The sequence below is a fragment of the Dyadobacter sp. CY351 genome (genome assembly GCF_021502625.1).
Classification (GTDB): Bacteria; Bacteroidota; Bacteroidia; order Cytophagales; family Spirosomataceae; genus Dyadobacter; species Dyadobacter chenhuakuii.
Window position 1 is genome coordinate 103,531 of record NZ_JAKFFU010000016.1, and the last position, 23,933, is coordinate 127,463.

A 23,933-nucleotide genomic window follows, 5' to 3' on the forward strand; every position below is an offset into this window, starting at 1 on the left:
TTTAGCCCATGCTCCAACTCGTTGATTTCGTTGTCCGGAATCGTTTCTTTTTGGTATTTATTTTGCTGGAAGTTCTCAGTGTATGGTTAATCGTGCGCAGTAACACTTACTGGGGCGCAACTTATTTCAACACTTCGAATTATTATGTCGCCAAAACATTGGCTTTTTCTAATTCGGCAAAGGAATACACGAAACTGGACGAGGTGAACTCCGCATTAGCGAATGAAAATGCGCGGCTTCGTGCCACTGTTACGGCATTAACGCAAACAAAACCCATCGATTCTCCGGCTGGCTACGTTCCGGACTCATCATTTGCATCACGCTTTACATTTACCGTGGCGAAAGTGGTTGATAATGAGACCAACAAGACCAATAATGTGCTGACAATCGATAAGGGTAGCTCTGACGGGATCAAACCCGGGATGGGCGTAATTTCAGCGACCGGCGTAGTTGGGAAGGTCAGGTTTTGTTCAGAGAACTTTTCTGTGGTTACTTCCATCCTGCATTCGCAGTTCATGGTGTCGTCCAAGCTTGTCAGGAGCAAGGAAATTGGTTATGCAAAATGGCCTGGAAAGGATCCTAATTTCATTGATATGATCGATGTTTCGAAGTATACCAAGATCTTCAAGGGGGACTCGGCGGTTACTTCGGATCAAAATTCTGTTTTTCCTCCCGGCATTATGGTGGGCAGGGTGGAAACGGTAAGTGTGCATCCCAATCAGACCTTTTACAACATTGTATTGCGGCTTGCAACCGATTTCAGGAACCTCTCTTATGTTTATGTGGTACAAAATCAACAACTTGGGGAGCAGGATAGTCTTAAATTACGTACGATAAATACCAAATGAGTTTACGAGAGGCAATACAATATTCCCTGATGATCCTGTTGTATCTGTTCCTGCAGATCTTCTTCATGCGGAATGTCGTGTTGTTCAACTACGCTTTCTGTTTTATATACATTGCCGGTGTCTTGTTACTTCCTGCTGATGTAGACAGGATGTATCTTTTGCTGATTGCTTTCGGCATTGGCTTCACCGTAGACGTGTTTTCCAACACATTCGGGATGCACGCTTCGGCCACCGTTTTGATCGCTTACCTGAGACCTTTCCTCATCCATTACCAGATGAAATCCCGCGGCGCGGAACGTGCAGAGGTGGGAATAAGGGCGCAAGGTCTGGGTGCATTTCTTGGTTATGTCTTACCACTCATCCTGCTACATCATTCCATGCTCTTTTTAATGGAGATCAATCATTTTGGAATGATCCTTTACACACTGATCCGCATAGGCGCCAGTGTGCTGTTTACTACCCTTCTAATCATACTCCTGGAACTTTTTTCCAAACGTTAATATGACATTTTGACACGAAACCTTCGTGGCTCGAAATTTGATGTTGATACATTAAATACGGCAGGAGGCAATTCAATTTGGAATATTTGAGGATGCGGTTCCCAGTTGATTTATTTTTTATCGTGAAAAGATGGCTGTTAAGTAGCTTCAATAAGCCATTCATCAAATTTTAATTTGTACGATTTGGAGCTGTTGTTAATCTTTGTAAATTCAGCATTCCTATGTTAGTTGCCATGTCAGAAACGCTCACGACTAATGAATACACGGATGACCTTCGTTATGAAGTTTTTAACCGTGAGTTCATGCCACACATTGACTCCATGTATAATTTCGCCTTTCGCCTTACTATGGACGAAGACGATGCAAATGACCTGGTTCAGGACACATATTTAAAGGCTTTCCGTTTTATTTCTTCTTTTGAACAAGGCACCAATGCAAAAGCATGGCTTTTCCGGATTCTCAAGAATAGTTTTATAAATGATTACCGCAAGAAAAGTAAGGAGCCTTCCAAAGTAGATTATCAGGAAGTCGAAACTACTTACAACTCTGAGGAAGCTTCTGATACAACTTACACGGTCGATCTTCGGGCGGATGCAGTTCAGGAATTAATAGGTGATGAGGTTGCAAATGCACTAAATGCACTGCCGGTGGACTTCCGGACGGTGATCATTTTATGTGATATTGAAGGTTTTACATACGAAGAAATGGCCAAGATCCTGGACATTCCGATTGGTACTGTAAGGTCTAGACTGCACCGCGCGCGTAACTTATTGAAAGAAAAATTAAAGAGTTACGCGAGCTCGATGGGATATGATTCATAGGTTGTGAAACTTTTTTTGTAACCTCTTCGGTTATAGGGTACAACTGTACATATATTCCATTATTCCTTATTTTTCATTTTAATAATGAATGCATCCCCTACCACGCCTTCAATTAGTGAAGAAGCGCAAAAACAACCCATGAAGCAGAAATGCGAGCATCATCTCGAATGCATGAAGGTAATTCAGGCCATTCTTGACGATGAAGCAACCGAGGCCGAGAAAGATCATTTTCGTGAAAACATGGATAAATGCTTGCCTTGCATCGAGTCTTACAGACTGGAAAAATGCATCAAAGAATCCCTTAATTTTAAGATCGAAAAGAAGCCTTGCCCCGAGAGCATTCTAAAGACAATTATTTCAAAAATAAACAGTTAATGCTGTTCGTGTGAAAGGTAAGCTTATCATATTTTCCGCTCCGTCCGGTTCCGGAAAGACTACAATAGTAAGGCATCTTCTTAAAAAATATCCCGACCTTCTGGCTTTCTCTGTCTCTGCATCTACAAGGGAACAGCGCGACCATGAGGTGAACGGAAAAGATTATTATTTCATCCCGAAAAAGGAATTTCGGGAGCGCATTGCCAACAACGAGTTTGCGGAGTGGGAAGAGGTTTATGCGGGAAATTATTACGGCACATTCAAAACGGAGATTGAGCGGCTTTGGAATGAGGGGAAACAGGTTTTGTTTGATGTAGATGTAAAGGGCGGTCTCAAATTGAAAGAAATTTACCGCGACAATGCATTGGCCGTTTTTGTAAAAGTCTCTTCCGAAGCCGAAATCATCCGCCGTCTCAGCGAACGCGGCACAGAAACCGAAAAATCACTGGAAACCCGCCTTGGAAAGGTCCGCTATGAGCTGAGCTTCGAAGATAAGTTTGATGTTGTGCTCGTGAATGATGATCTTGACGAAACACTCAAAAAAGCGGAAGCATTGGTTCTGGATTTTATTCAATGAAAATCGGACTCTTTTTCGGATCATTTAATCCTATACATGTCGGCCACCTAATCATTGCCAACACCATGGCAACATCCACGGATTTGGAGCAGGTTTGGTTTGTAGTAAGCCCGCAAAACCCATTTAAGAAAAACAGCAGCTTACTGCACGAATTTGACCGTTATGATCTTGTTCAGCGCGCCATTTCCGATAATGCTGCATTCCGGGCCACAGACGTGGAATTTCACATGCCCAGGCCCAGTTTCACCATTGACACATTGATCCGTTTACAGGAGAAATTTCAGCAGCATGAATTTAGGCTGATCATGGGAGAAGACAATCTGGCGCAGTTTCCAAACTGGAAAAACCACGATAAAATATTGGAATATACCGGCCTTTACGTATATCCACGCCCGAATTCTAAACCGCATGCATTTGGCAATCATCCGGCTGTAAAATTCGTCGAAGCGCCTTTGCTGGACATATCTGCCACCTACATTCGCGCCAGTTTACAAAATGGCAGATCTATCCGTTATCTCGTTCCGGAGCCTGTGGAACAGCTTATTAAGATCAAAAAATTCTATCTCTGATCACAAAGGACGCGATTGGTAAGTAATCTCGCTCAGCAATCCCACTGCATTGAATTTCAGGATCACTTTCGGCGCATTTGATTTTGCCTTAATGTCATCGCATTGCTCGCCTTTGGAAAGAAAATAAACGTAGAACTTCTGGTTTCTTTCGCCAAGTTGGTGAATGTCCGGACGGCCCAGTAAATCGCCTATACCGTCAGCAAATTTGCCTTTTAGCTGCGGTTCAACGGTTTTAAAATCCTTTTCCAGTCCTGCGCGCACATCATTGCAGCCGCCTCTGTCGCCGCGCCATTTTACAAGGTCCAGGCTTCCGAGCTTATCGGGTGGTGAAGAGCAGGCAGCAAAGCCCAAAAGCATTGCAAACACCAAATACCTGGAAATCAACTTATTCATTACACTATCCTGATTTTATTCCAAAACAAGGACGAATCTAATCATATAATTTCAGGAGGTGAATTTGTTTTGATACTTTTAGCGATACACCATACACGTCGCTGCATGAAAACATTTGCATTCATCATCCTGGGATTCGCTTTTTCCTTCCTATCACAAGCCCAGACGACCCCTGTGCAGCCCCGGGACGGAATGGACTGCTCCAACCTGTTTTTCCAGGCATTGCTGGACGAAGACGCCAAGGCGTTGGAAAGCCTCGTCTCAAACGATTTCAGCGTGGTGGGTTTGCAGGGACAGCCCATTGAAGGCCGCGCATTGGTGCAGGCGGTTTCCCAAGGCATGATCGTCGTGGAGTCGGGCATGCTTTCCGGTGCACGCACGCGTTCATACGGGGATGTAACGCTAGTAAACGGAATGTGGGATGTGCGCGCACGCATTGAAAACAATGGGTTCCAGGGAACGCTTTCCTATATGTCGGTTTGTGTGAAGTCCGGCGGGCGCTGGAAAGTGGTTGCTGTGCAGTTTACGCCGGTTCAGTGACTAATAGAAACAAAAAAGAGAACCGGTGTGGTTCTCTTTCTCATTTTATCAAATCTCTGATTACTATACGTTCATCAATGATTCACGGCGGCGCATTTTGCCGGCTGGAATCCCGAACATCATTTTAAAGCGACGACAGAAATAAGCGGTGTCTTTGTAACCCACATCCGAGCCGATCGCGCGAATGCTTTTCTTGGATGTACGCAGCAAATCAACGGCTTTTTCCATGCGCTGATATTCGATATAATCCTGTGGGTTAATTCCGGTAAGCATTTTGAAATATTGTCCTACGTAATCTTCGGACACGTTCGCAACATTAGCCAAAACCTTATTAGAAAGATCGCCACCCAGATTATCCTTGATGTAAGCGAAAATGTCGATCAAACGAGGATCTTTGAAATACGTGCTGTTTGTTACAAGTTGCTCAACAAACAATTTGTTTTTCAAGATGTAGCGAATGATCTCGATCACAACCTCTTCCGTCTTGATTTTGATGATACGGCCTTTTCCCGGTGTATCAAGCATATCTTCTGTCAGGATCTGGTTAATTGTGATCGCGATCTGATCGTCTCTTTTGATCAAAAACGGCGGAACGTCCAGAGAAGTGAAAAAGTTTACTGTATCAAAAACCTTGGCTTCAAAAGATATCAAACCAAATGAGTTAGGCAATTTTCCGATCAATGCCGGATCGTGGCCCGCCTCAATGTAATTATCACGGTTGGTCATGAACTCCTCATTCGAAACGGTCTTGGCAGTTTGCCCATTGCCATATGTCACCGTGGCATGCTTACCACCCGGAATGAAAAGCATATCGCCCTCCTCAACTCTTTGCGACTCCTCAGAACCAAAAGAAACCTCCCCGTCGTATAAAATTGTTAACGAATTCTGGACGTCGTAAAAGTTTTTGATGGTTATCGGTTGCAAAATTCTGATGTGACGCGCTTTCACAAACTTTACCCCCAGCGACTCAATAATCTTATTATAGTCTTCCATACTTGTTTATAATTAAGGGCCCTTTTGACCGTTGTTTCAAATTTTGTACAAATCTAATAAATTGTACAAAACTAATACAAGTATATATTGACAAAAAACTAAAAAAAAGTGATATTTCTGTATCATTTAAATCCAAGATTTCGAATAAATCGGCCAGGATGCCCTAAATCAAATTATTTCAGGAGCTCACGGGCGATTATAAGTTTTTGGATTTCAGAGGTACCCTCATAAATCTGGGTGATTTTTGCGTCGCGCATCAGGCGCTCAACATGATATTCTTTCACATAACCATAACCGCCATGAATCTGGACCGCTTCCGTAGTCAGCCACATGGCGGTTTCAGAGGCATATAGTTTCGCCATTGCCGAAGCTTGAATGTAATCTTTGCCTTCGTCTTTGAGCCGGGCTGCTTTATAAACAAGTAAGCGTGCTGCTTCGAGCCTCGTCGCCATTTCCGACAATTTGAATTGAATGGCTTGGTGCTCGCTGATCGGTTTGCCGAAAGTCTTTCTTTGTTTGGAATATTGAAGGGATAACTCAAACGCGCCCGCCGCAATGCCAAGTGCCTGCGCCGCAATGCCGATCCGGCCACCATTCAATGTGCTCATCGCAAACTTGAAGCCGAACCCATCCTCTCCAATTCTGTTTTCCTTAGGCACTTTCACGTCTGTAAAAAGCAACGAAGTGGTGTCGGATGCCCTGATGCCCATCTTGTTTTCTTTTTTACCAACCACAAAACCTTCCAGTCCTTTCTCTACAATCAGCACATTGATTCCCTTATGCCCCTTTTCAGGATCGGTTTGCGCCATAACGAGGCAAATGTCGGAAGTGGCGCCGCTCGTGATCCAGTTTTTAGTGCCGTTCAATAAATAATACTCGCCCATATCCACGGCAGTCGTGTGCTGGGAAGTGGCATCGGATCCCGCTTCCGGCTCCGACAAGCAGAATGCACCGATCATTTCTCCCGTAGCAAGCTTGGTGAGATATTTCGCTTTCTGTTCAGGCGATCCGAACATTTGCAGTCCCCAACAAACCAGCGAATTGTTGACCGACATAATCACGCCTGCGGACGCATCCACCTTGGAAATTTCCTCCATAGCGATCACATAGGAAAGCGTGTCCATGCCTCCGCCGCCATATTCCGGCGAAACCATCATGCCCAGAAACCCCAGCTCGCCCATTTGCCGGAGGAGAACTTTGTCAAATTTTTGCTCATCATCCCGCTCAATGACGCCGGGGAATAAATGATTTACAGCGAAATCGCGGGCTGCTTCCTGAACGGCGACATGCTCTTCACTGAGGTTGAAATCCATTCCAAATAACTGTGCATGATATGGCATGACGTGATTATTTATGTTAAGTTTGCTCAAATTTTGCTGCAAAAAATGCCTGTTCTTACCGTTTTTTATACAAAACTCCTTCTTAACCTTCTGCTCACGTTTGGAATAATCTGGACGATCAGCAAGTCGGGGCTCTTCGCTAAATGGCAAAAAGAGAACGAAAAAGTGGTTTTAGGGATTGCTTTTGTTTTGCTTAGACTCATTCCCTGGATAGGCATTTTCCTGATCGTTAATGAAGATCCGAGAGGCGACATTCCTTTCTTTTTTTACAAAGCGGAAGCTGCAAAGGCAGGCGGCTTCGTGTATCGCGATTTCTGGTCTTACCATGCGCCGCTGTATGCTTACATTATAAGCATACCGGTTTGGATCTGGCATAATTCCCGTGCCATTGTGCTGTTTATGGTCCTTATGGAAAGCTTTATACTCTGGCTTACTTACAGCACCTATAAAAGCCGGATTAACAATGCTTTACAACTGGCTGTCATTTATTATATGCTTCCTGCCGGGTTTATGTACATTCTCGTGGATGGACAGGAAGAGGTTTGGTTTTGGGGCGCTGCATTGATTATTTGGCGCTTTACCATTAAAAAACCCGTTAATTACGAAGTCGGCATCGGGCTGCTGTATGCTTTGGCGCTACTGACGATCAAGGTAACCTTTATTTTCTTATTGCCTGCACTTTTGCTGGTAGTCAAAAAACCAATCAAAATGCTTTTGGTAATGGCGGCGGTTGGGCTGCCGGCCGTTGGATTTCTTTACTGGCAGATCGGTGATCTGTTTTTAATGCCTATTCAGCATACGGAGCAGCTAATGACGCCTAATCTATTTTCAATAACAAGACCATTTGTTGAGCTGTTTTATACGGTTGACGAGAAAAAATCAACTATGATCAACTGGATCGGGTTATTGTTCACGGTTTTCGTTCCTGCATTTATGGCTTATAAAGCGCGGCATCGGCATATTAATGAAGTGCTACCCGGCATTTTCATTGCCTGTTTTGTGTGTATGATGATTTTCCAGGCAAGTGCCATGGGTGCTTATCTGATCGCGTACTTAATGGCCGTTCTTTTTGAGATCATTGATGTCCGGAAAACATTCCACGTCGTGGTTTTATTGGCAGTGAACTGGCTTACGGTGGTTCAGCCGTTTGTTTGGGTTTATATTAAACAGCCTGCCTACACGTCTCTGGGCATGTTCAGCAACATTTCCTACTTATTCGAATATTGCCTGCAAATCCTCAATGTGCTGTGCTTTTTCTGGATCCTGCGAGAAACTTACCGCAAAGTGGTTTCTGAAAAACTGACAACTGCATGAGCATCGTCCTGGCAAAACTAGGCATTAGCCTGATTTGTATCTTACTGGTTGGGATTGTTCTTTTCAAAAAGGATGCGCTTACAAAATGGCTGGAAAATAAGTCTGTTAATGTAATGTTAGCCGCTGGCTGGGCTCTTTTCCGGCTTGCACCTTTCATATTAATCTATCTTATCGCCGGCCTCGAACCTACTTCCGACGTTAATGGCTTTTGGGACGAAGGCAGCAAAGCATCATTAGGGCAAATCGTTTACCGCGATTTCTGGTCGCCCTACTCGCCTCTTTATCCCTACTTTTTGGGCGTGTTCCTGAAAATCTGGTATCATCCCAAAATGATTGTGTTAACCATGGCGATCATGGATGGCGTTGCGTTGTGGGCTTCTTACCATTTTTTCCGTCCGTTTCAGTCGCGCGGCATTTTCCTTTTTAAATCGCTGCTTTATTATCTTTTACCGGGCGGGCTGGTGCTTTGCATTATCGGTGCTCAGGAAGATGTTTGGATGTGGCTGTTTGTGATCCTGGCTTATCTCGTGCGCGAGCGGACATTGCGGGTTGAATGGTATGCATTGGTCTTAGCATTGGGATTGCTGATGACGAAGGCCATTTTTGTGCTCATTCTGGTGCCGTTGTTTATTTTGGAAAAACATAAATTAAGGCTGGTTATTCCTATGGCCATTGTGGGCGTGATTTCGCTTGCTATTCTTTATCCGCTGGTGGGCTGGGAGTTTACCCAACCGCTGGACGAAGCCAAAACCTTGCGGGCGCCAAACATTCCGGCCATCATTAACCCCTGGTTTTTCAATCACATTGGTGTCGGCGAGAAGTTCTGGAACTGGATCGGGCTTGTGATTTCGGTTGGATTGGCTTGTCTGGCAGCATTAAGGCTTCAAAAAGCTGATTTTCGGGTCATGTTATCCCGCGTCTGGATTGTGCTTTATGCAACCATGATGATCGTCCAGCAAAGCGCTTACAGCAACTACATTTTCCTGTTTCTGATCCCGCTGGTTTTTTATGTAATTGATTGGAAAAGCCCGATGCAGGTTACATTATTGCTCATTTTCAATGTGCTGTGCGTGGTGCATCCTTCGTATTGGTGGCGGCTTGGTATGCCTTGCTATATGACGCCGTTTGATACATTTGCGTCGTTGGAACTGTTTGTCGATTACGCTATGCAGGTTTGCATTGTGTTGCTGACAGGTTATTTTATATGGCTAGCATTCCCCAAGAGAGAGGCGGCATTGTATCATTCAAAATCATAAGCTTCTTATACATTACAAAAAAGCCTTCACTATGAACGAAGGCTTTTTGCATTGGAAAGAATAGTAATGCTATTCTATCGTATCAAAACCGCAATAGGGTACCAGCGCGGCGGGGATTTTAACTGTTCCGTCGGCTTGCTGATTGTTTTCCAGCAATGCGGCTACAATGCGCGGCAATGCGAGTGCAGAGCCGTTTAATGTGTGCAGCAGCTGCGTTTTCTTGTCGGCAGTTTTATATCTCAATTTCAACCGGTTGGCCTGGTAAGTTTCGAAATTGGAAACAGAACTGCATTCCAGCCAGCGCTCCTGCCCGGCGGACCAGACTTCAAAGTCGTACGTAAGAGCCGATGTAAAGCCCATATCCCCTCCGCAAAGCCGCAGAATGCGGTAAGGCAATTCCAGCTTGGTCAAAAGACCTTTCACATGCTCCACCATTTCATCCAGTGCTTTATAAGAGTCTTCTGGCTTATTAATCTGCACAATTTCGACTTTATCAAACTGGTGCAAACGGTTCAAGCCCCGCACGTGTGCGCCCCAACTGCCCGCTTCCCTGCGGAAACAGGGTGTATAAGCAACATTCTTCACCGGAAGCTCGTTTTCCGCAACGATCACGTCGCGATACAGGTTGGTAACCGGCACTTCTGCTGTTGGAATCAGGTAAAGGTCGTCCTGCGCATCGTGATACATCTGGCCTTCCTTATCCGGCAACTGGCCCGTAGCAAAACCCGAATCTGCATTGACTACAATTGGCGGCTGCACTTCTGTGTAACCCGCCTTTCCGGCTTCGTCCAGGAAAAAAGCGATCATTGCTCTTTGGAGCCTGGCTGCTTTTCCTTTATAAACTGGAAATCCGGCACCTGAAATTTTGTTTCCTAATTTAAAATCAATAATCGGCGCCTGGTTTTTTCCAAGCTTTTCAATCAGCTCCCAATGGGGCAATGCGCCTTGTGGCAAAACGGGCTTTTCACCTGCTTCAAGCACATTCACATTGTCTTCGGCCGTTCTTCCTTCCGGCACGCTCTCATGCGGCAAATTAGGCAGCTTAACGAGCTCTTGAAGCAACCTGGCCTCAACTTCCTTATGCGATTCGTCCAATGACCTGGAACGCTCTTTCAATACTGCAGTTTCAGCTTTTGCAGCTTCCGCTTCGGCTGTTGCTCCGGCTTTCATGAGTCCACCGATTTCCTTGGCTTTTGCATTGGACTGGGCCAATGTCTCGTCCAGGTCCTGCTGTAGACCTCTGCGCTTTTTATCCAATTCTATAATCAGGTCCACAGCTTCTGCTGCGTCTTTGAAATGCTTTTTTGTTAATCCGGCGATTGTGAAGTCACGGTTTTCGCGGATGAAATTCGTTTGTAACATATCAGGGTGCTGTAAAAATGTCCTTCATTGCATCTTCGTAGTAAAACAGTCGCTCATTAAGCACATTCAATGCTTCTGCCTTGTATTTGGAATGGATGAGCAGCGATAAGTTATGTTCTGATGCACCATACGAAATCATTCGTATAGGAATGTTTTTCATCGCATCCAGCACTTTTAAAGCAATTCCTTCTTTATCTGCACTGAAATTTCCTACAATACAAATGATATTCTGATCGCGATCATGCTCCTCCAAATCAGCAAATTCCCGGAGCTCTGCAGTGATCTGTTCCAGATTTTCAGAATTGTCGATCGTCACCGAAACCGAGACTTCGGAAGTGGTGATCATATCGACAGGTGTTTTGTATTTTTCAAAAATCTCAAACACCCTACGAAGGAAGCCGTAGGCGTTCAGCATACGGGTTGAATGGATGTAAATCGCGGTAATGTTATCTTTTGCCGCAATTGCCTTAATGTCGCGGTCCGAAGTCTGGTTCGCGATTAATGTGCCGGGCGCTTCGGGCTGCATGGTGTTTTTCAACCTAACCGGAACACCACGAAGCTTCGCTGGTGTGATCGTGCTTGGGTGTAAAATTTTCGCTCCGAAATAAGCCAGTTCTGCCGCTTCTTCAAATGTCAGCTCGCGAATCGGGAAAGTTCTTTTTACAATGCGCGGATCATTATTATGCATTCCGTCAATGTCGGTCCAGATCTGGATTTCATCGGCACGGATCGCGCCACCAATAAGAGAAGCTGTGTAATCAGAGCCTCCCCTTTTCAGGTTATCAACCTCTTCTCGCGGGTTCCGGCAAATGAAACCTTGGGTAATGATGGTCTGCTTGTCTGTATATTGATTTAAAATCGTTACCAACTTATCTTCAATAGTTGCTAGTTCCGGCTCGCCGTCTGCATCGATGCGCATAAAATCGAGCGCCGGCAGCAATACTGAGTTTTCTCCTTTTTCTTCCAAATAAGCCTGGAACATTTTGGTGCTCAGGATTTCGCCTTCTGCAACCAGTTCCTTTTCCTGCTTAATCGTGAAAGGCTTGATGCCGATGAGCGACTTGATAAAGCCGAATTCCGTCTCCACAATGTTCGTTCCCTCTTCCAAACCCTGCTCTGTGGCGTACAACTCTTTGATAAAAAGCTGGTAATGTGCTTTCAAATCATCCATAAGCGAATTTGCCTTGGCATCATCATAAGCTTTTGCAGCCTCACCGATGGCGATAAGCGCATTGGTAGAACCCGATAATGCGGACAAAACAACGATTTTACGATTTGGATCGCTGTTAAGAAGTTCGCGGATTGAATGCATGCGTTCCGGCTTTCCTACCGAAGTCCCGCCAAATTTCCAGACTTGCATATTTAATGATTGAATGAGAGAATGAGTGATGACTGAATGATTTAAAAACTTAATGATCTAACGATCTATAATCCCTTAGTAAGCGCCCGCCGTGGCGATCTGATTGTATAAGCCCAGCATTTTAATCGCTGTAATTGCGGCTTCGTCGCCTTTGTTTCCGTGGACGCCGCCTGCGCGGTCCAGGGCTTGTTCCATATTGTTGGGCGTTAGGACTCCGAAGATAACGGGCTTGCCGGATTTCAGACTTACATTGGTAATTCCTTGTGCCACAGCGTGATTAATATAATCGTTGTGCTTGGTTTCACCCTGGATCACTACGCCTAGCGCGATCACCGCGTCAATGTCCCTGCGTTCTGCGAACCATTGTGCACCTAATGTGAGTTCAAAGCTGCCCGGCACATTGCCTCTTTCAATGTTCTCCGGAGAAGCTCCGTTATTGATCAATGTTTGGTAAGCTCCTTCAAAAAGCTTCTCGGTCACCTCGGTATTCCATTCGGCAACGAGAATTCCAAACTTTTTTGAGCTAATGTCAGGCAGGCCTTCCGTTTTGAAAACACTTAAATTCTTATCAGCACTCGACATAATGAATCAGCGGATTATTGGATGTAAATGATTGATTGGGCAAATAAAAAAAGGATAAAACCTTTGTCGGCTTTATCCTTTTCAGAAACAGTAATGGTTAACCATTATTTGCCGACCTGTCCCTCTAATACTCCCATGTATTTCTTCGCGTTTACCACTTCCGAGGAAAGAGGAAACTCGTCGATAACACGTTTATATGTGGACACCGCGTCAGCAGGCTGGTTTGCTTTTTCTTGTGCGATAGCTAATTTCATTAAATAAACCGGCGTGAAATATTCGTTTTTCTCATAGTCCGCAGCCTTTTTGTAAAAAGAAATAGCCTCAGCAGGTTGATTTTTTTCAAGATATGCGTCGCCGATCAAAGATTGTGCACGCGCGTGGACCAAAAGATCAGATGAGCTGAATGATTGAAGATGCTTGATCGCATCATCATATTTTCCTTGCTTCAATAATGCCACTCCGGCGTAGAAATTGGCCAGGTTACTAGCATCAGTTCCTTTATAAGAATCAGCGATAGACAAAAGTCCTTCATTGCCACCGCTTCCGTTTAATGCTTTTTGTAATGAGTCAGCTTCAAAATCGTAAACGACATTTGCAAGTGCATCCTGGGCCGTGCCTTCCTGACCATCGATGTAAAAACGATATCCGGCAAAAGCGACAACTGCTAGCACAACCGCCCCTGCTATCCCTAAAACTATCTTGCGATTTTTAATAAAAAAAACCTCCGCTTTATTGATCTGGCCAGCTAATGCTTCCGGAGTTTCAATAATTTCAAGCCCGGATTCGTCCGTGTTTTTCTTGCTCATATCAATTAATTCGATTTTGGAGTGCAAAGTTATGAAAACTAAACGAAATTTTATTGCTAAAAAACATCGGAATAAACAAAAAAAACAGCACACCGGATAACCGATGCGCTGTCGCTATTTGAAAAGCTAAATATCAGATATACAAAGGAAATTGTTTCATCCAGTTATTGATCTCACCTTTCACGGCTGCGATCTTGGCATCCTGATCGTGATTAACAAGCACAGTATCAATGAAATCCACAATGCGTTCCATATCAGTTTCGACCATTCCACGCGTAGTTACCGCAGCAGTTCCAACGCGGATCCCGGATGTGATCATCGGTGATTTGTCGTCAAAAGGCACCATGTTCTTATTAATGGTAATGTCTGCCTTGATCAATGTATTTTCTGCCAGTTTACCTGTTAAGCCTGGGTTCTGACCATTTTTCGTCCGAAGGTCGATCAGCATCAAATGGTTATCTGTTCCGCCGGAGATAATGCCGTAACCTTTATCTACAAATGCTTTGGCCATTGCCTGCGCATTCTTTTTCACCTGAACTGCGTAGTTATAGTAACCTTCGCTCAATGCTTCACCGAATGCAATCGCCTTAGCAGCAATGATATGCTCCAAAGGTCCGCCCTGTGTTCCAGGAAATACACCGGAATCCAAAAGCGAAGACATTGTGCGCAGCTGGCCTTTTGGCGTTTTGATACCAAATGGGTTTTCAAAATCATTACGCATCATGATCACACCGCCGCGAGGGCCGCGAAGTGTTTTGTGCGTTGTGGTTGTTACAATGTGGCAATGATCAAACGGATCATTCAATAACCCTTTGGCGATCAAGCCGGCAGGGTGAGCAATATCCGCCATCAACAATGCACCTATCTGATCTGCGATCGAGCGCAAACGTGCGTAATCCCAGTCGCGGCTATATGCGGAAGCTCCGCAGATCAAAAGTTTTGGACGCTCTCTTACAGCCGTTTCCTCGACTTTATCCCAATCTATCAATCCTGTTTCGGCTTCTACACCGTAAAATATAGGCTGAAAATATTTACCCGAAATATTAACCGGCGAGCCGTGTGTCAGGTGACCACCATGCGAAAGGTTAAAACCCATGATTTTATCGCCGGGATTCAGGCATGCAAGAAACACAGCTGTATTCGCCTGTGCGCCTGAATGCGGCTGAACGTTCGCCCAGGTTGCTCCAAAAAGCTCCTTCAAACGGTCAATTGCAATTTGTTCTATCTCATCTACAACCTCACAGCCACCATAGTAACGCTTACCTGGCAATCCTTCTGCATATTTGTTTGTCAACACGCTTCCAGCTGCTTCCATAACCTGTCTGGACGTGAAGTTCTCAGAGGCGATGAGCTCGATGCCAGATTCCTGACGATGTTTTTCTCTATTAATAAGATCAAAAATGGTGGTGTCACGTTCAACGCTTGTGAGTGTAGACATGGGTTGTATTGGGAAAATGGTGTGATGATTTCGTAGATTTGGGTGCAAAAATAAGAATATTTCTGGATGCGTTTATTTTTTAAATTATTTTAATAATATTCGTTTTGAGTTGTATTTTTGCTCTCCATTTCCTACCCTGTCTATTCATAAACTCTTATAAATAAATTCAAGCATAATATGAGCCAGCAATCGGTGAATTCACAAACAATTTTGATGCAAGCTTCCAACAACGGCAAGGGAACACCCGGAACGATCGGACAGCCAATCACCTACGAAAAAATACCGACTCAAATTTTCGCCGATTCCAAAGAGGCTTCCAATGCAGTGGCAAAGGAAATTGCAGACTTGATCCGCCAGAAGCAGAAAGAGGGTAAGAAATGTGTTTTGGGCTTAGCGACTGGATCATCACCGAAAACGGTTTATGCAATTCTCGTGCGCATGCACCGGGAAGAGGGTTTGAGTTTTAAAAATGTAATATCATTCAACCTGGATGAATATTACCAAATGGAACCGGAATCGATTTACAGTTACCACCGGTTCATGAAAGAGCAACTGTTTGATCATGTCGATATTCCGAAAGAAAACTATTTCCTTCCGGACGGCACCGTTCCTCCTGCATTGCTACGTGATTACTGCACATCTTATGAAAATAAAATAAATGCCGTAGGCGGCCTGGATTTCCAGCTTTTGGGGATCGGGGGAAATGGTCACATTGGTTTCAACGAACCAGGATCGCTGATTAATTCACGTACAAGGCTGATCACACTCGATCATTCTACGCGTGTGGCGGCCGGGATGGAATTTGGCGGGCTACATAATGTTCCCCGTAAAGCGATCACATTGGGTGTTGCGCCGATTTTGAATGCGCGCCGTATTGTGCTGCTGGCCTGGGGTGAAAGAAAAGCTTCGGTGATCCGCGGAGCGGTGGAAGGACCTGTTACAGAGCTAAATCCTGCTTCCTATTTGCAAGCGCATCCGGACGTTTCTTTCGTTGTGGATGAAAGTGCTGCTTCTGAACTTACCCGCATTAAAACGCCTTGGGCAGTTGATTCGGTGGTTTGGGATAATAAAATGATCAAAAAGGCGATCACGCATTTGTCGAGCTCGCTGAACAAGCCGATTCTTAAACTGACAGATAAAGATTACAATGATAATGGTATGAGCGATTTGCTGGCGCAATATGGTTCCGGCTATGAGATCAATATCAATGTATTTAATCAATTACAACATACTATTACCGGATGGCCGGGTGGTAAGCCAAATGCAGACGACACGCACCGTCCTGAAAGAGCGCAGCCATCTAAAAAACGCGTGTTGATTTTCAGTCCGCACCCGGATGACGACATTATTTCCATGGGTGGAACATTCCAGCGATTGGTGGATCAGGGACATGAGGTGCATGTGGCTTACCAAACTTCCGGTAACATTGCCGTTGCCGATGATGAAGCATTGCGATTTATCGATTTCGTAGTTGATTTCAATAAAGGATTCGGAATCGACAGCCCGCAAGCGAATCAGATGTTCCTGGATGCGAAGGAGTTTTTGAAACATACAAAAGACAGCGAAATTGACACGCCTGAGATCAGGAAGGTGAAAGGCTTGCTTCGCCAGGGTGAAGCCAAGGCAACTTGCCGTTTTGTCGGCATCCCTACAAGCCAGGCGCACTTCCTCAACATGCCTTTTTACGAAACAGGGACCGTTCAGAAAAAACCGATCGGTGAAGAGGACATTAAGATCATTGAAAACCTGATCGAAGAAATTAAACCGCATCAAATTTATGCAGCCGGTGACTTCGCCGATCCGCACGGAACGCATAAAGTGTGCTGGGACGCTATTGAAGCTGCATTACAGCGCTCGAAACATAAAAACTTCATGAAGGACTGCTGGGTATGGTTGTACCGCGGCGCATGGGCTGAATGGGACATTTATGAAATCGAAATGGCTGTTCCAATGAGCCCGGATCAGGTTTTGAAAAAACGTCAGGGGATTTTCAAACACCAGTCGCAAAAAGACGGCGTTGTGTTCCAGGGCGAAGATTCGAGGGAATTCTGGCAGCGGGCGGAAGAGCGTAACCGCGCTACTGCGCACTTGTATGATGAGCTTGGCTTAGCGGAATACGAGGCGATGGAAGCTTTTGTGAGGTGGAAATTCTAAGATTTAAATATATAAAGTAAAAGCCCGATGTGAGAACACCGGGCTTTTACTTTATATATCTTTTTGCATTTATAATTCCATATCCATCCACATTCGCTGGGCCATTTTTTCGACCATTTTGACAACGCCTTCGATGGCGCCGAAGATTATGCAGAGCGGCAGAATAATTGGCAAAAATATGAGCCACTGCAATGCCATCGTAAAGTTAAATCGTTTTGAGATTGGCGTTTTCATATCAGGTTCAGGTTATTAACATAGGAGTTTGATATCCCAAGTTAGCGTTTTTATTTATTGCCAACAAAGTAATTCTCCAAAAACGTTCGAAAAATGTAGAAAATTTTTATAAACAATGTAATTATTCTATTGTAGATTCTACTAAAAGCAAGTGCTACAAGGTTGCTACCCGCCGAAATTGAACCCGCTCTTAAAAAATTTTTGTTTATTTGTTATAGTTAAATAAATCAAAATTCCGACATGCCGTCTTCCGACATCATACAATTATTACCAGATTCCATAGCCAATCAAATTGCCGCCGGCGAGGTTGTTCAGCGACCTGCATCGGTGGTGAAGGAGCTTATGGAAAATGCAATTGATGCGAAGGCGAGCCATGTACAGGTTATTTTGAAAGAAGCTGGCAGAACATTGATCCAGATCATCGACGACGGCTCCGGAATGTCTGAAACAGATGCCCGTATGAGCTTTGAGCGGCATGCTACTTCGAAGATACGGCAGTCGGAAGATTTGTTCAGGATCCGAACAATGGGCTTCCGGGGCGAGGCGCTTGCTTCCATTGCCGCTATTGCACAGGTCGAGCTCAGGACACGTCAGGAATTTGATGAGCTGGGCACAATGATCCGGATCGACGGCTCGGAGATTAAGGCGCAGGAAGCAGTTGCTTGCCTGAAAGGCACCATTCTTTCGGTTAAGAACCTGTTTTTCAATGTTCCTGCACGACGCAATTTCCTGAAATCCAATTCGGTTGAAATGCGTCATGTCCTGGATGAATTTCAGCGCGTTGCGCTCGCACACCCGCAGGTTGCCTTTACATTACATCATAATGATACGGAGGTTTTCAACCTGCAATCGGGCAAGCTGGTTAAGAGAATTGTTGACATTTACGGAAAGAGTTATCGCGAGCAACTTGCTTTTTGTCAGGAAGATACGTCCTATATCAGCGTTCGGGGATACATTGGCAAGCCTGAATTTGCCAGAAAAACACGCGGCGAGCAGTTCTTTTTTGTAAATGACCGCTATGTGAAGCATAGTTACATGCACCATGCGGTTATCAGTGCATTTGACGGCACTATACCAGAAGGGAGCCATCCATTTTACGTCCTCTTCATTGAAATTGATCCTTCACACATTGATATAAACATTCATCCGACGAAAACGGAGATCAAATTTGATGATGAAAAGTCGGTGTATGCCATTGTAATGGCCGCCGTGAAGAAAGCTGTGGGCGTTTATAATTTATCTCAATCCATTGATTTTGATGATAACATTAATTTTCTGAACCCAACATCATCAGATCAAAACCATAATTTAATTCCAAGAACAGTAATGCCTGACTGGGCAGCGCAATCTAAAAAAGGCGAAAGCGGACAGTCCAGATCGAACCTTACTAATTGGAATAAACTCTTCGAAGGATTACAGAATACCGAAGACCGTAACCGTGAGCTGGCTGCATTTGAAACCAATGCAAGCACAGTTTCGAGACCATCATTCCAGGAGCAGCCAAAAACCATTGCCAGCAAGATCAACAGAATGGCCTCGGAGGTTATTTCTGCGCCGGAAAGCGATGCGGTGCTTTTTCAGCTTCATAACAGATACATTCTTTCACAGGTTAAAGACGGCATTATGCTCATCGACCAGAAGGCGGCTTATGAGAGGATCCTCTACGAACGATATCGTAAGATGCTTACAAACCGGAATGGAGCGTGTCAACAGTTGCTTTTTCCGAAAACGATCAGGCTGACACATTCGGATATGCAGCTTGTGAATGAGACGAAAAAGGAGATAAGAAGCCTGGGTTTTGAATTTGATGAGTTTGGATCCAATGAACTGATCATTCGGGGAATTCCGGCGGATTTACCGGAAGAGAGTGAGCAAGATCTTTTTGAAGAGCTTATCGAGCAACTAAAACAAAGCTATTCCGACCTTAAACTGAATAAACCCGAAAGCCTTTCGCGCTCACTGGCCAGACGCTTTTCTGTTCGTTATGCAGTAAAACTTTCGTTTGTAGAAATCCACACTTTAATTGACCAGCTTTTTGCATCCACAGACCCCAACAGAACGCCCAGCGGAGAAGCAATCATCGTGTTGCTCACAATGGATAAACTTACCAGTATATTTAAAGCCTGACGAACAAAAATATAGGGTCATCAGTTATTGAATAAATCTTGATTAAACACAAAATATGTTATCCATAACCCCTACTGTCAAGAATTTACTTATTCTCAATATTCTCTTTTTCGTAGTTGATTCCTACATTTTTAATCTTACCAATGTCTTTGCGCTGCGGTCTGTGTTTTCCCCTGCGTTTCTGCCGTTTCAGTTTGTAACGTACATGTTCTTGCATGGGAGCTTTGGGCATTTGTTCAGTAATATGTTCGGGTTATTTATGTTCGGACCATTGCTTGAGCGAGGCTGGGGGCCAAAGAAATTTTTGTTCTTTTACTTTTTTACGGGCATAGGGGCAGGAATGCTGTTCTCCGGGATTGATTATTTTGAAAACAGTCAGGTTAGGCAGGCTGTTGAAATATTTACTCAAAATCCGACGCCGGATGGACTCGTGGATTTTATGAGTAAACATGCTGAAAGAATTTACGAAGCCAACCTTGATTTTTTAAATAAGTTTGAAGAAAATCCAACAAATTCTGGCTACATTCAACAAAGTGTAGCGTTCGTAAATAGTTATTATCAAAGTTTGATCAATACGCCGCTGGTTGGTGCTTCGGGAGCAATTTTCGGCATCCTAATGGCGTTTGGTTTATTGTTTCCGAATACTGAGCTTTTCCTCCTTTTTGTTCCGTTTCCGATTAAGGCTAAATATTTTGTCGCTTTTTACGGGTTGTACGAATTATACGCTGGATTTCAGAATGCTCAGTCAGACAATGTCGCGCATTTTGCGCACATCGGAGGAATGCTATTTGCCTATATATTATTGCGTTACTGGAATACGCAAAGAACAAATTTCTATTGAGAGATGAGCAATATTGTTGATGACGTAAAGAGGGAGTTTGCCAAATCAGAGAATGCACTTGTAAAGATAATCCTTGTTAATGTCGCGGTCTTCCTGACTTTGCTGCTATTAAAGATTATTCTGACTCTTTCTCAATCCGCAAATGTTTACACTGCGGTGATTAATACGCTGCAACTTCCCGCAGCAACCGATGAGTTTTTGTACAGGCCCTGGACGCTGATCACTTATTTTTTCACACACGATGATATTTTCCATATCCTCTTCAATATGCTGTTCCTCTATTGGTTTGGAAAGCTTATTGATGAGTATTTGGGTGCAAAGCGTGTTATAGCGCTGTATATGCTTGGCGGGATAGCAGGCGGGCTGATTTACATTGTCCTTTACAATGCATTACCTTACTTCCAGGCGCACGTAGAGGGATCGAGAATGCTTGGCGCTTCGGCAGCAGCATTTTCCGTGGCAGTAGGTGCTTCTACTTTACTTCCCAACTACACCTTCAACCTTATATTCTTAGGTCCGATCAGGATTAAATTTATTGCCCTTTTTTACATTATCCTTTCTCTTGCGCAAACTGTTGGCCCTAACGCCGGAGGGAATTTAGCGCATTTGGGGGGTGCTTTTGTAGGATATGTTTTTATAAAATTATTACAAAGCGGAACAGACCTTGGCAAGCCGTTATATGCTGTGATGAATGTATGGTCCAGATTATTCCGCAAACGTCCTTCTATGCAGGTTACTTACCGCGAAAGACAAGTTTACCGAAGCACAAGTGTTTACTCCTCAGCATCGTCATCCGGAACAATTGAAATGCCAGATCAAACGGAAATTGATTCCATACTGGATAAAATTTCAAAATCGGGCTATGAAAGTTTGACGAGAGAAGAAAAGCAAAAGCTGTTCAAGGCAAGCCAGCAAAAATAAAGTCGGACTTAATGTCCTTATTTGCTTAATTTTGTCTGCATTTATTCCGCAAAAATTTGATTTCAAAAGCTTGAATATGCTTATAAAACCTGGGAAGTTATTAGCTAAGATTGATTCCCCTGAGGACCTACGAAAGTTAGACAGTTCCCAGCTTCCACAAGTATGTAACGAATTACGTCAGTTTATCATTGATAACGTTTCCGTCTATGGCGGGCATTTTGGTGCAAGTCTGGGCGTAGTTGAGTTAAGTGTTGCACTTCATTATGTGTTCAATACACCGGATGATCAGTTGGTTTGGGATGTGGGCCACCAGGCTTATGGTCATAAAATATTAACTGGCAGGCGGGATAATTTCCATTCGAACCGCACATATGGAGGCCTTTCCGGTTTTCCGAGACGCAGCGAAAGTATTTATGATGCGTTTGGGGTAGGACATTCTTCTACATCCATTTCGTCGGCATTAGGAATGGCTGTTGCATCCGCATTAGAGAAAAATTTCGAAAGACAACATATTGCCATTATAGGAGACGGCGCGATGACCGCGGGGATGGCCTTTGAAGGCATGAACCATGCCGGAGCAACAGATTCCAATCTGCTTATCATTTTGAATGATAACTGCATGGCTATCGATCCAAATGTCGGCGCGTTGAAAGAGTATCTTACCGATATTACCACTTCTCAAACCTATAATAAGTTCAGGGACGAGGTTTGGAATATGCTCGGTAAGATGAGCAATTTCGGTAAGAGCGCTCAGGAGATCGTTTCGAAAGTGGAAACGGTGATGAAAACTGCTATCCTTCGTCAGAGCAATCTTTTCGAATCACTAGGGCTAAGATATTTCGGTCCTATTGACGGCAATGACATAAGTCATCTTACTGAGGTTTTAAAAGACTTAAAAAGCATTCCGGGACCAAAGTTGCTTCACTGCCTTACTGTAAAAGGTAAAGGTTATGGGCCCGCTGAAAAAGATCAAACGAAATGGCATTCCCCTGGTATTTTTGATAAGATCACAGGAGAAATCAAAATAAAGGTTTACGATCAGCCGCAAGCACCAAAATATCAGGATGTTTTTGGCAACACTATTGTAGAGCTCGCGGAGCAAAATCCTAAGATTGTTGGTGTAACGCCAGCCATGCCATCCGGTTCATCATTGAACATTATGATGGACGTTATGCCTAAAAGAGCATTTGATGTCGGCATCGCTGAACAGCATGCTGTAACATTCTCTGCCGGGATGGCCACGCGGGGTGAAGTTGTTTATTGCAATATATATTCAACCTTCATGCAACGGGCCTATGATCAGGTCATTCATGATGTCTGCATTCAGGAACTGCCTGTGATCTTCTGTCTCGACAGAGCAGGCTTGGTAGGCGCAGATGGCCCTACCCATCATGGGCTTTATGACATTGCCTTTATGCGTTGCATCCCTAACATGGTTGTTGCTTCGCCTATGAATGAGCAGGAGCTGAGAAATCTGATGTACACGGCGCAGCTGGACTCGTTTCAGTCAGGAAAGCAAGCATTCACAATTAGATATCCCCGTGGTTCGGGCGTAATGCCTAACTGGAAAACACCGTTTGAAGAAATTGAAATTGGTAAGGGCAGAAAACTGAGAAGTGGTGAAGACATTGCGATTCTGTCATTCGGGCCTCTTGGAAACTTTGCACTGAAAGCTTGTGAAGGGTTGGAACTGCACGGCATTTCGGCAGGACTGTATGATATGCGTTTTACAAAGCCATTAGACGAGGGTCTTCTGCACGAAGTATTCGAATCCTATGACAGGATCATCACACTAGAAGATGGCTGCTTACAAGGAGGATTTGGCAGCGCTATCATTGAATTCATGGCAGACAACGGATATTCTTCCACTGTAAAGCGATTGGGCATTCCAGACAATATCGTAGAGCACGGCGAACCAAATGAACTTTACCGCGAGTGTGGAGTCGATTCAGAAGGCATCATCAAGACAGTTCAAGAGTTTTTAAATGCCAGGTCAAATGCTAAGACTATTGTTTTAAATTAGGGATTTACTTAATATCTTTTAATGTGGCTGCTGGGAAACTAAGCAGCCATTTTTGTTTTAACTATCTAACAGAAAGATAAAACAGCGCGTCTTTCCATCGATTGCTGTGTAGAATATAAAATCAGCGTTGTACGCTTGCTATTTACACGACTTAACAAGCCCTAGAAAAACGACTTACCAAGCACTGAAAACCTGTACTTATGAGAATAGTCTGTCATTGGTATAGTGGGGGCCTGGCTGCACGCCTTTGATGACGCGATCTGCCAACTTTGTCTGGTCGTGGACCGCGCAGGTTTGAACGGATGCACTCAGGCCAGGTTTGCGCAGCGCGGTATCATAGGAGGTGCCTTAACGATCAAAAAAAAGGCGGTTCTTTTGAGACGGTCTCATTCATTTCCAGATTCCCTCGATCACAAAAAAAGACCATCCTTTTGAGATGGTCTTTGAATGGTATTGTGGCGGCTACCTACTTTACCAGGTTTGATCCAAGTATCATCGGCGGTTCTGGGCTTAACTTCTCTGTTCGGGATGGGAAGAGGTGAACACCAGGCCAATAGCC

Annotated in this window: 23 protein-coding genes and 1 rRNA gene; 14 read left to right on the forward strand and 10 right to left on the reverse strand. The window is 44.3% G+C overall.

The features are described 5' to 3' along the window. The first annotated feature begins 8 nt into the window (after window positions 1-8). From mreC to nadD, 6 genes are all read left to right on the forward strand, one after another. Window positions 9-848: a rod shape-determining protein MreC gene (gene mreC / locus L0660_RS25155; RefSeq protein ID WP_026629635.1), complete on the forward strand. Its 840-nt coding sequence runs from the start codon at window positions 9-11 to the stop codon at window positions 846-848. Further along, window positions 845-1,348, forward strand: coding sequence for a hypothetical protein (locus L0660_RS25160; RefSeq protein ID WP_026629636.1), 504 nt, complete (start codon window positions 845-847; stop codon window positions 1,346-1,348). Before mreC ends, L0660_RS25160 begins: the two co-directional genes overlap by 4 nt. Window positions 1,349-1,569: 221 nt before the next feature. Then, window positions 1,570-2,169, forward strand: coding sequence for a sigma-70 family RNA polymerase sigma factor (locus L0660_RS25165; RefSeq protein ID WP_035360656.1), 600 nt, complete (start codon window positions 1,570-1,572; stop codon window positions 2,167-2,169). An 84-nt stretch (window positions 2,170-2,253) separates the two neighbouring features. Continuing rightward, window positions 2,254-2,544 carry a phosphohydrolase gene (locus L0660_RS25170; RefSeq protein ID WP_233794649.1) on the forward strand — a complete coding sequence of 97 codons (291 nt, stop codon included), beginning with the start codon at window positions 2,254-2,256 and terminating at the stop codon, window positions 2,542-2,544. Between the two features lie 10 nt (window positions 2,545-2,554). Then, window positions 2,555-3,121 carry a guanylate kinase gene (gene gmk / locus L0660_RS25175; RefSeq protein ID WP_026629639.1) on the forward strand — a complete coding sequence of 189 codons (567 nt, stop codon included), beginning with the start codon at window positions 2,555-2,557 and terminating at the stop codon, window positions 3,119-3,121. Beyond that, window positions 3,118-3,690: a nicotinate (nicotinamide) nucleotide adenylyltransferase gene (gene nadD / locus L0660_RS25180; protein WP_235161894.1), complete on the forward strand. Its 573-nt coding sequence runs from the start codon at window positions 3,118-3,120 to the stop codon at window positions 3,688-3,690. The genes gmk and nadD overlap by 4 nt, the downstream gene beginning before the upstream one ends. On the opposite strand, the gene L0660_RS25185 is transcribed toward nadD, so the two are convergent. Further along, window positions 3,691-4,083, reverse strand: coding sequence for a hypothetical protein (locus tag L0660_RS25185; protein WP_235161895.1), 393 nt, complete (start codon window positions 4,081-4,083; stop codon window positions 3,691-3,693). 105 nt (window positions 4,084-4,188) lie between these two features. On the opposite strand from L0660_RS25185, the gene L0660_RS25190 reads away from it, so the two are divergent. Beyond that, a complete protein-coding gene (locus L0660_RS25190; RefSeq protein WP_235161896.1) occupies window positions 4,189-4,623 on the forward strand; it encodes a nuclear transport factor 2 family protein in 435 nt (144 codons plus the stop codon). 63 nt (window positions 4,624-4,686) lie between these two features. On the opposite strand, the gene L0660_RS25195 is transcribed toward L0660_RS25190, so the two are convergent. After that, the gene (locus tag L0660_RS25195; protein ID WP_026629643.1) at window positions 4,687-5,616 is read right to left on the reverse strand and encodes an AraC family transcriptional regulator; all 930 of its coding nucleotides are present in this window, start codon (window positions 5,614-5,616) and stop codon (window positions 4,687-4,689) included. Window positions 5,617-5,789: 173 nt separating this feature from the next. After that, window positions 5,790-6,929 (reverse strand): acyl-CoA dehydrogenase, encoded by a 1,140-nt coding sequence (locus L0660_RS25200; RefSeq protein ID WP_235161904.1) that lies wholly within the window; start codon window positions 6,927-6,929, stop codon window positions 5,790-5,792. A 72-nt stretch (window positions 6,930-7,001) separates the two neighbouring features. On the opposite strand from L0660_RS25200, the gene L0660_RS25205 reads away from it, so the two are divergent. Further along, window positions 7,002-8,270 carry a hypothetical protein gene (locus tag L0660_RS25205; protein WP_233794645.1) on the forward strand — a complete coding sequence of 423 codons (1,269 nt, stop codon included), beginning with the start codon at window positions 7,002-7,004 and terminating at the stop codon, window positions 8,268-8,270. Next, complete coding sequence (locus L0660_RS25210) at window positions 8,267-9,526, forward strand: hypothetical protein (protein WP_235161897.1); 1,260 nt, start codon at window positions 8,267-8,269, stop codon at window positions 9,524-9,526. The genes L0660_RS25205 and L0660_RS25210 overlap by 4 nt, the downstream gene beginning before the upstream one ends. Window positions 9,527-9,595: 69 nt before the next feature. Here L0660_RS25210 and serS read toward each other — a convergent pair whose 3' ends face one another. From serS to glyA, 5 genes are all read right to left on the reverse strand, one after another. Then, window positions 9,596-10,888 (reverse strand): serine--tRNA ligase, encoded by a 1,293-nt coding sequence (gene serS / locus L0660_RS25215; protein WP_235161898.1) that lies wholly within the window; start codon window positions 10,886-10,888, stop codon window positions 9,596-9,598. A gap of 1 nt (window position 10,889) precedes the next feature. After that, the gene (locus L0660_RS25220; protein ID WP_235161899.1) at window positions 10,890-12,248 is read right to left on the reverse strand and encodes an aspartate kinase; all 1,359 of its coding nucleotides are present in this window, start codon (window positions 12,246-12,248) and stop codon (window positions 10,890-10,892) included. Window positions 12,249-12,323: 75 nt separating this feature from the next. After that, window positions 12,324-12,830: a 6,7-dimethyl-8-ribityllumazine synthase gene (gene ribH, locus L0660_RS25225; protein ID WP_235161900.1), complete on the reverse strand. Its 507-nt coding sequence runs from the start codon at window positions 12,828-12,830 to the stop codon at window positions 12,324-12,326. A 104-nt stretch (window positions 12,831-12,934) separates the two neighbouring features. After that, complete coding sequence (locus L0660_RS25230; protein ID WP_026629650.1) at window positions 12,935-13,636, reverse strand: tol-pal system YbgF family protein; 702 nt, start codon at window positions 13,634-13,636, stop codon at window positions 12,935-12,937. A gap of 133 nt (window positions 13,637-13,769) precedes the next feature. Beyond that, entirely contained in the window at window positions 13,770-15,074 is a 1,305-nt protein-coding gene (gene glyA / locus L0660_RS25235) for a serine hydroxymethyltransferase (RefSeq protein ID WP_233794640.1), read from the reverse strand. A 213-nt stretch (window positions 15,075-15,287) separates the two neighbouring features. On the opposite strand from glyA, the gene nagB reads away from it, so the two are divergent. Then, a complete protein-coding gene (gene nagB, locus L0660_RS25240; protein WP_026629652.1) occupies window positions 15,288-17,228 on the forward strand; it encodes a glucosamine-6-phosphate deaminase in 1,941 nt (646 codons plus the stop codon). Between the two features lie 69 nt (window positions 17,229-17,297). Here nagB and L0660_RS25245 read toward each other — a convergent pair whose 3' ends face one another. Further along, the gene (locus L0660_RS25245; RefSeq protein ID WP_169720018.1) at window positions 17,298-17,462 is read right to left on the reverse strand and encodes a hypothetical protein; all 165 of its coding nucleotides are present in this window, start codon (window positions 17,460-17,462) and stop codon (window positions 17,298-17,300) included. A 240-nt stretch (window positions 17,463-17,702) separates the two neighbouring features. Here L0660_RS25245 and mutL point away from each other — a divergent pair, with 240 nt between their 5' ends. From mutL to dxs, 4 genes are all read left to right on the forward strand, one after another. Beyond that, window positions 17,703-19,589 carry a DNA mismatch repair endonuclease MutL gene (gene mutL, locus L0660_RS25250; protein ID WP_235161901.1) on the forward strand — a complete coding sequence of 629 codons (1,887 nt, stop codon included), beginning with the start codon at window positions 17,703-17,705 and terminating at the stop codon, window positions 19,587-19,589. Window positions 19,590-19,644: 55 nt separating this feature from the next. Then, entirely contained in the window at window positions 19,645-20,430 is a 786-nt protein-coding gene (locus L0660_RS25255) for a rhomboid family intramembrane serine protease (protein ID WP_233794638.1), read from the forward strand. Window positions 20,431-20,433: 3 nt separating this feature from the next. Next, entirely contained in the window at window positions 20,434-21,351 is a 918-nt protein-coding gene (locus tag L0660_RS25260) for a rhomboid family intramembrane serine protease (protein WP_235161902.1), read from the forward strand. A gap of 76 nt (window positions 21,352-21,427) precedes the next feature. Further along, window positions 21,428-23,374, forward strand: coding sequence for a 1-deoxy-D-xylulose-5-phosphate synthase (gene dxs, locus L0660_RS25265; RefSeq protein WP_235161903.1), 1,947 nt, complete (start codon window positions 21,428-21,430; stop codon window positions 23,372-23,374). A gap of 453 nt (window positions 23,375-23,827) precedes the next feature. Here dxs and rrf read toward each other — a convergent pair. Further along, a 5S ribosomal RNA gene (gene rrf, locus L0660_RS25270) occupies window positions 23,828-23,933 on the reverse strand; the annotation flags it as partial.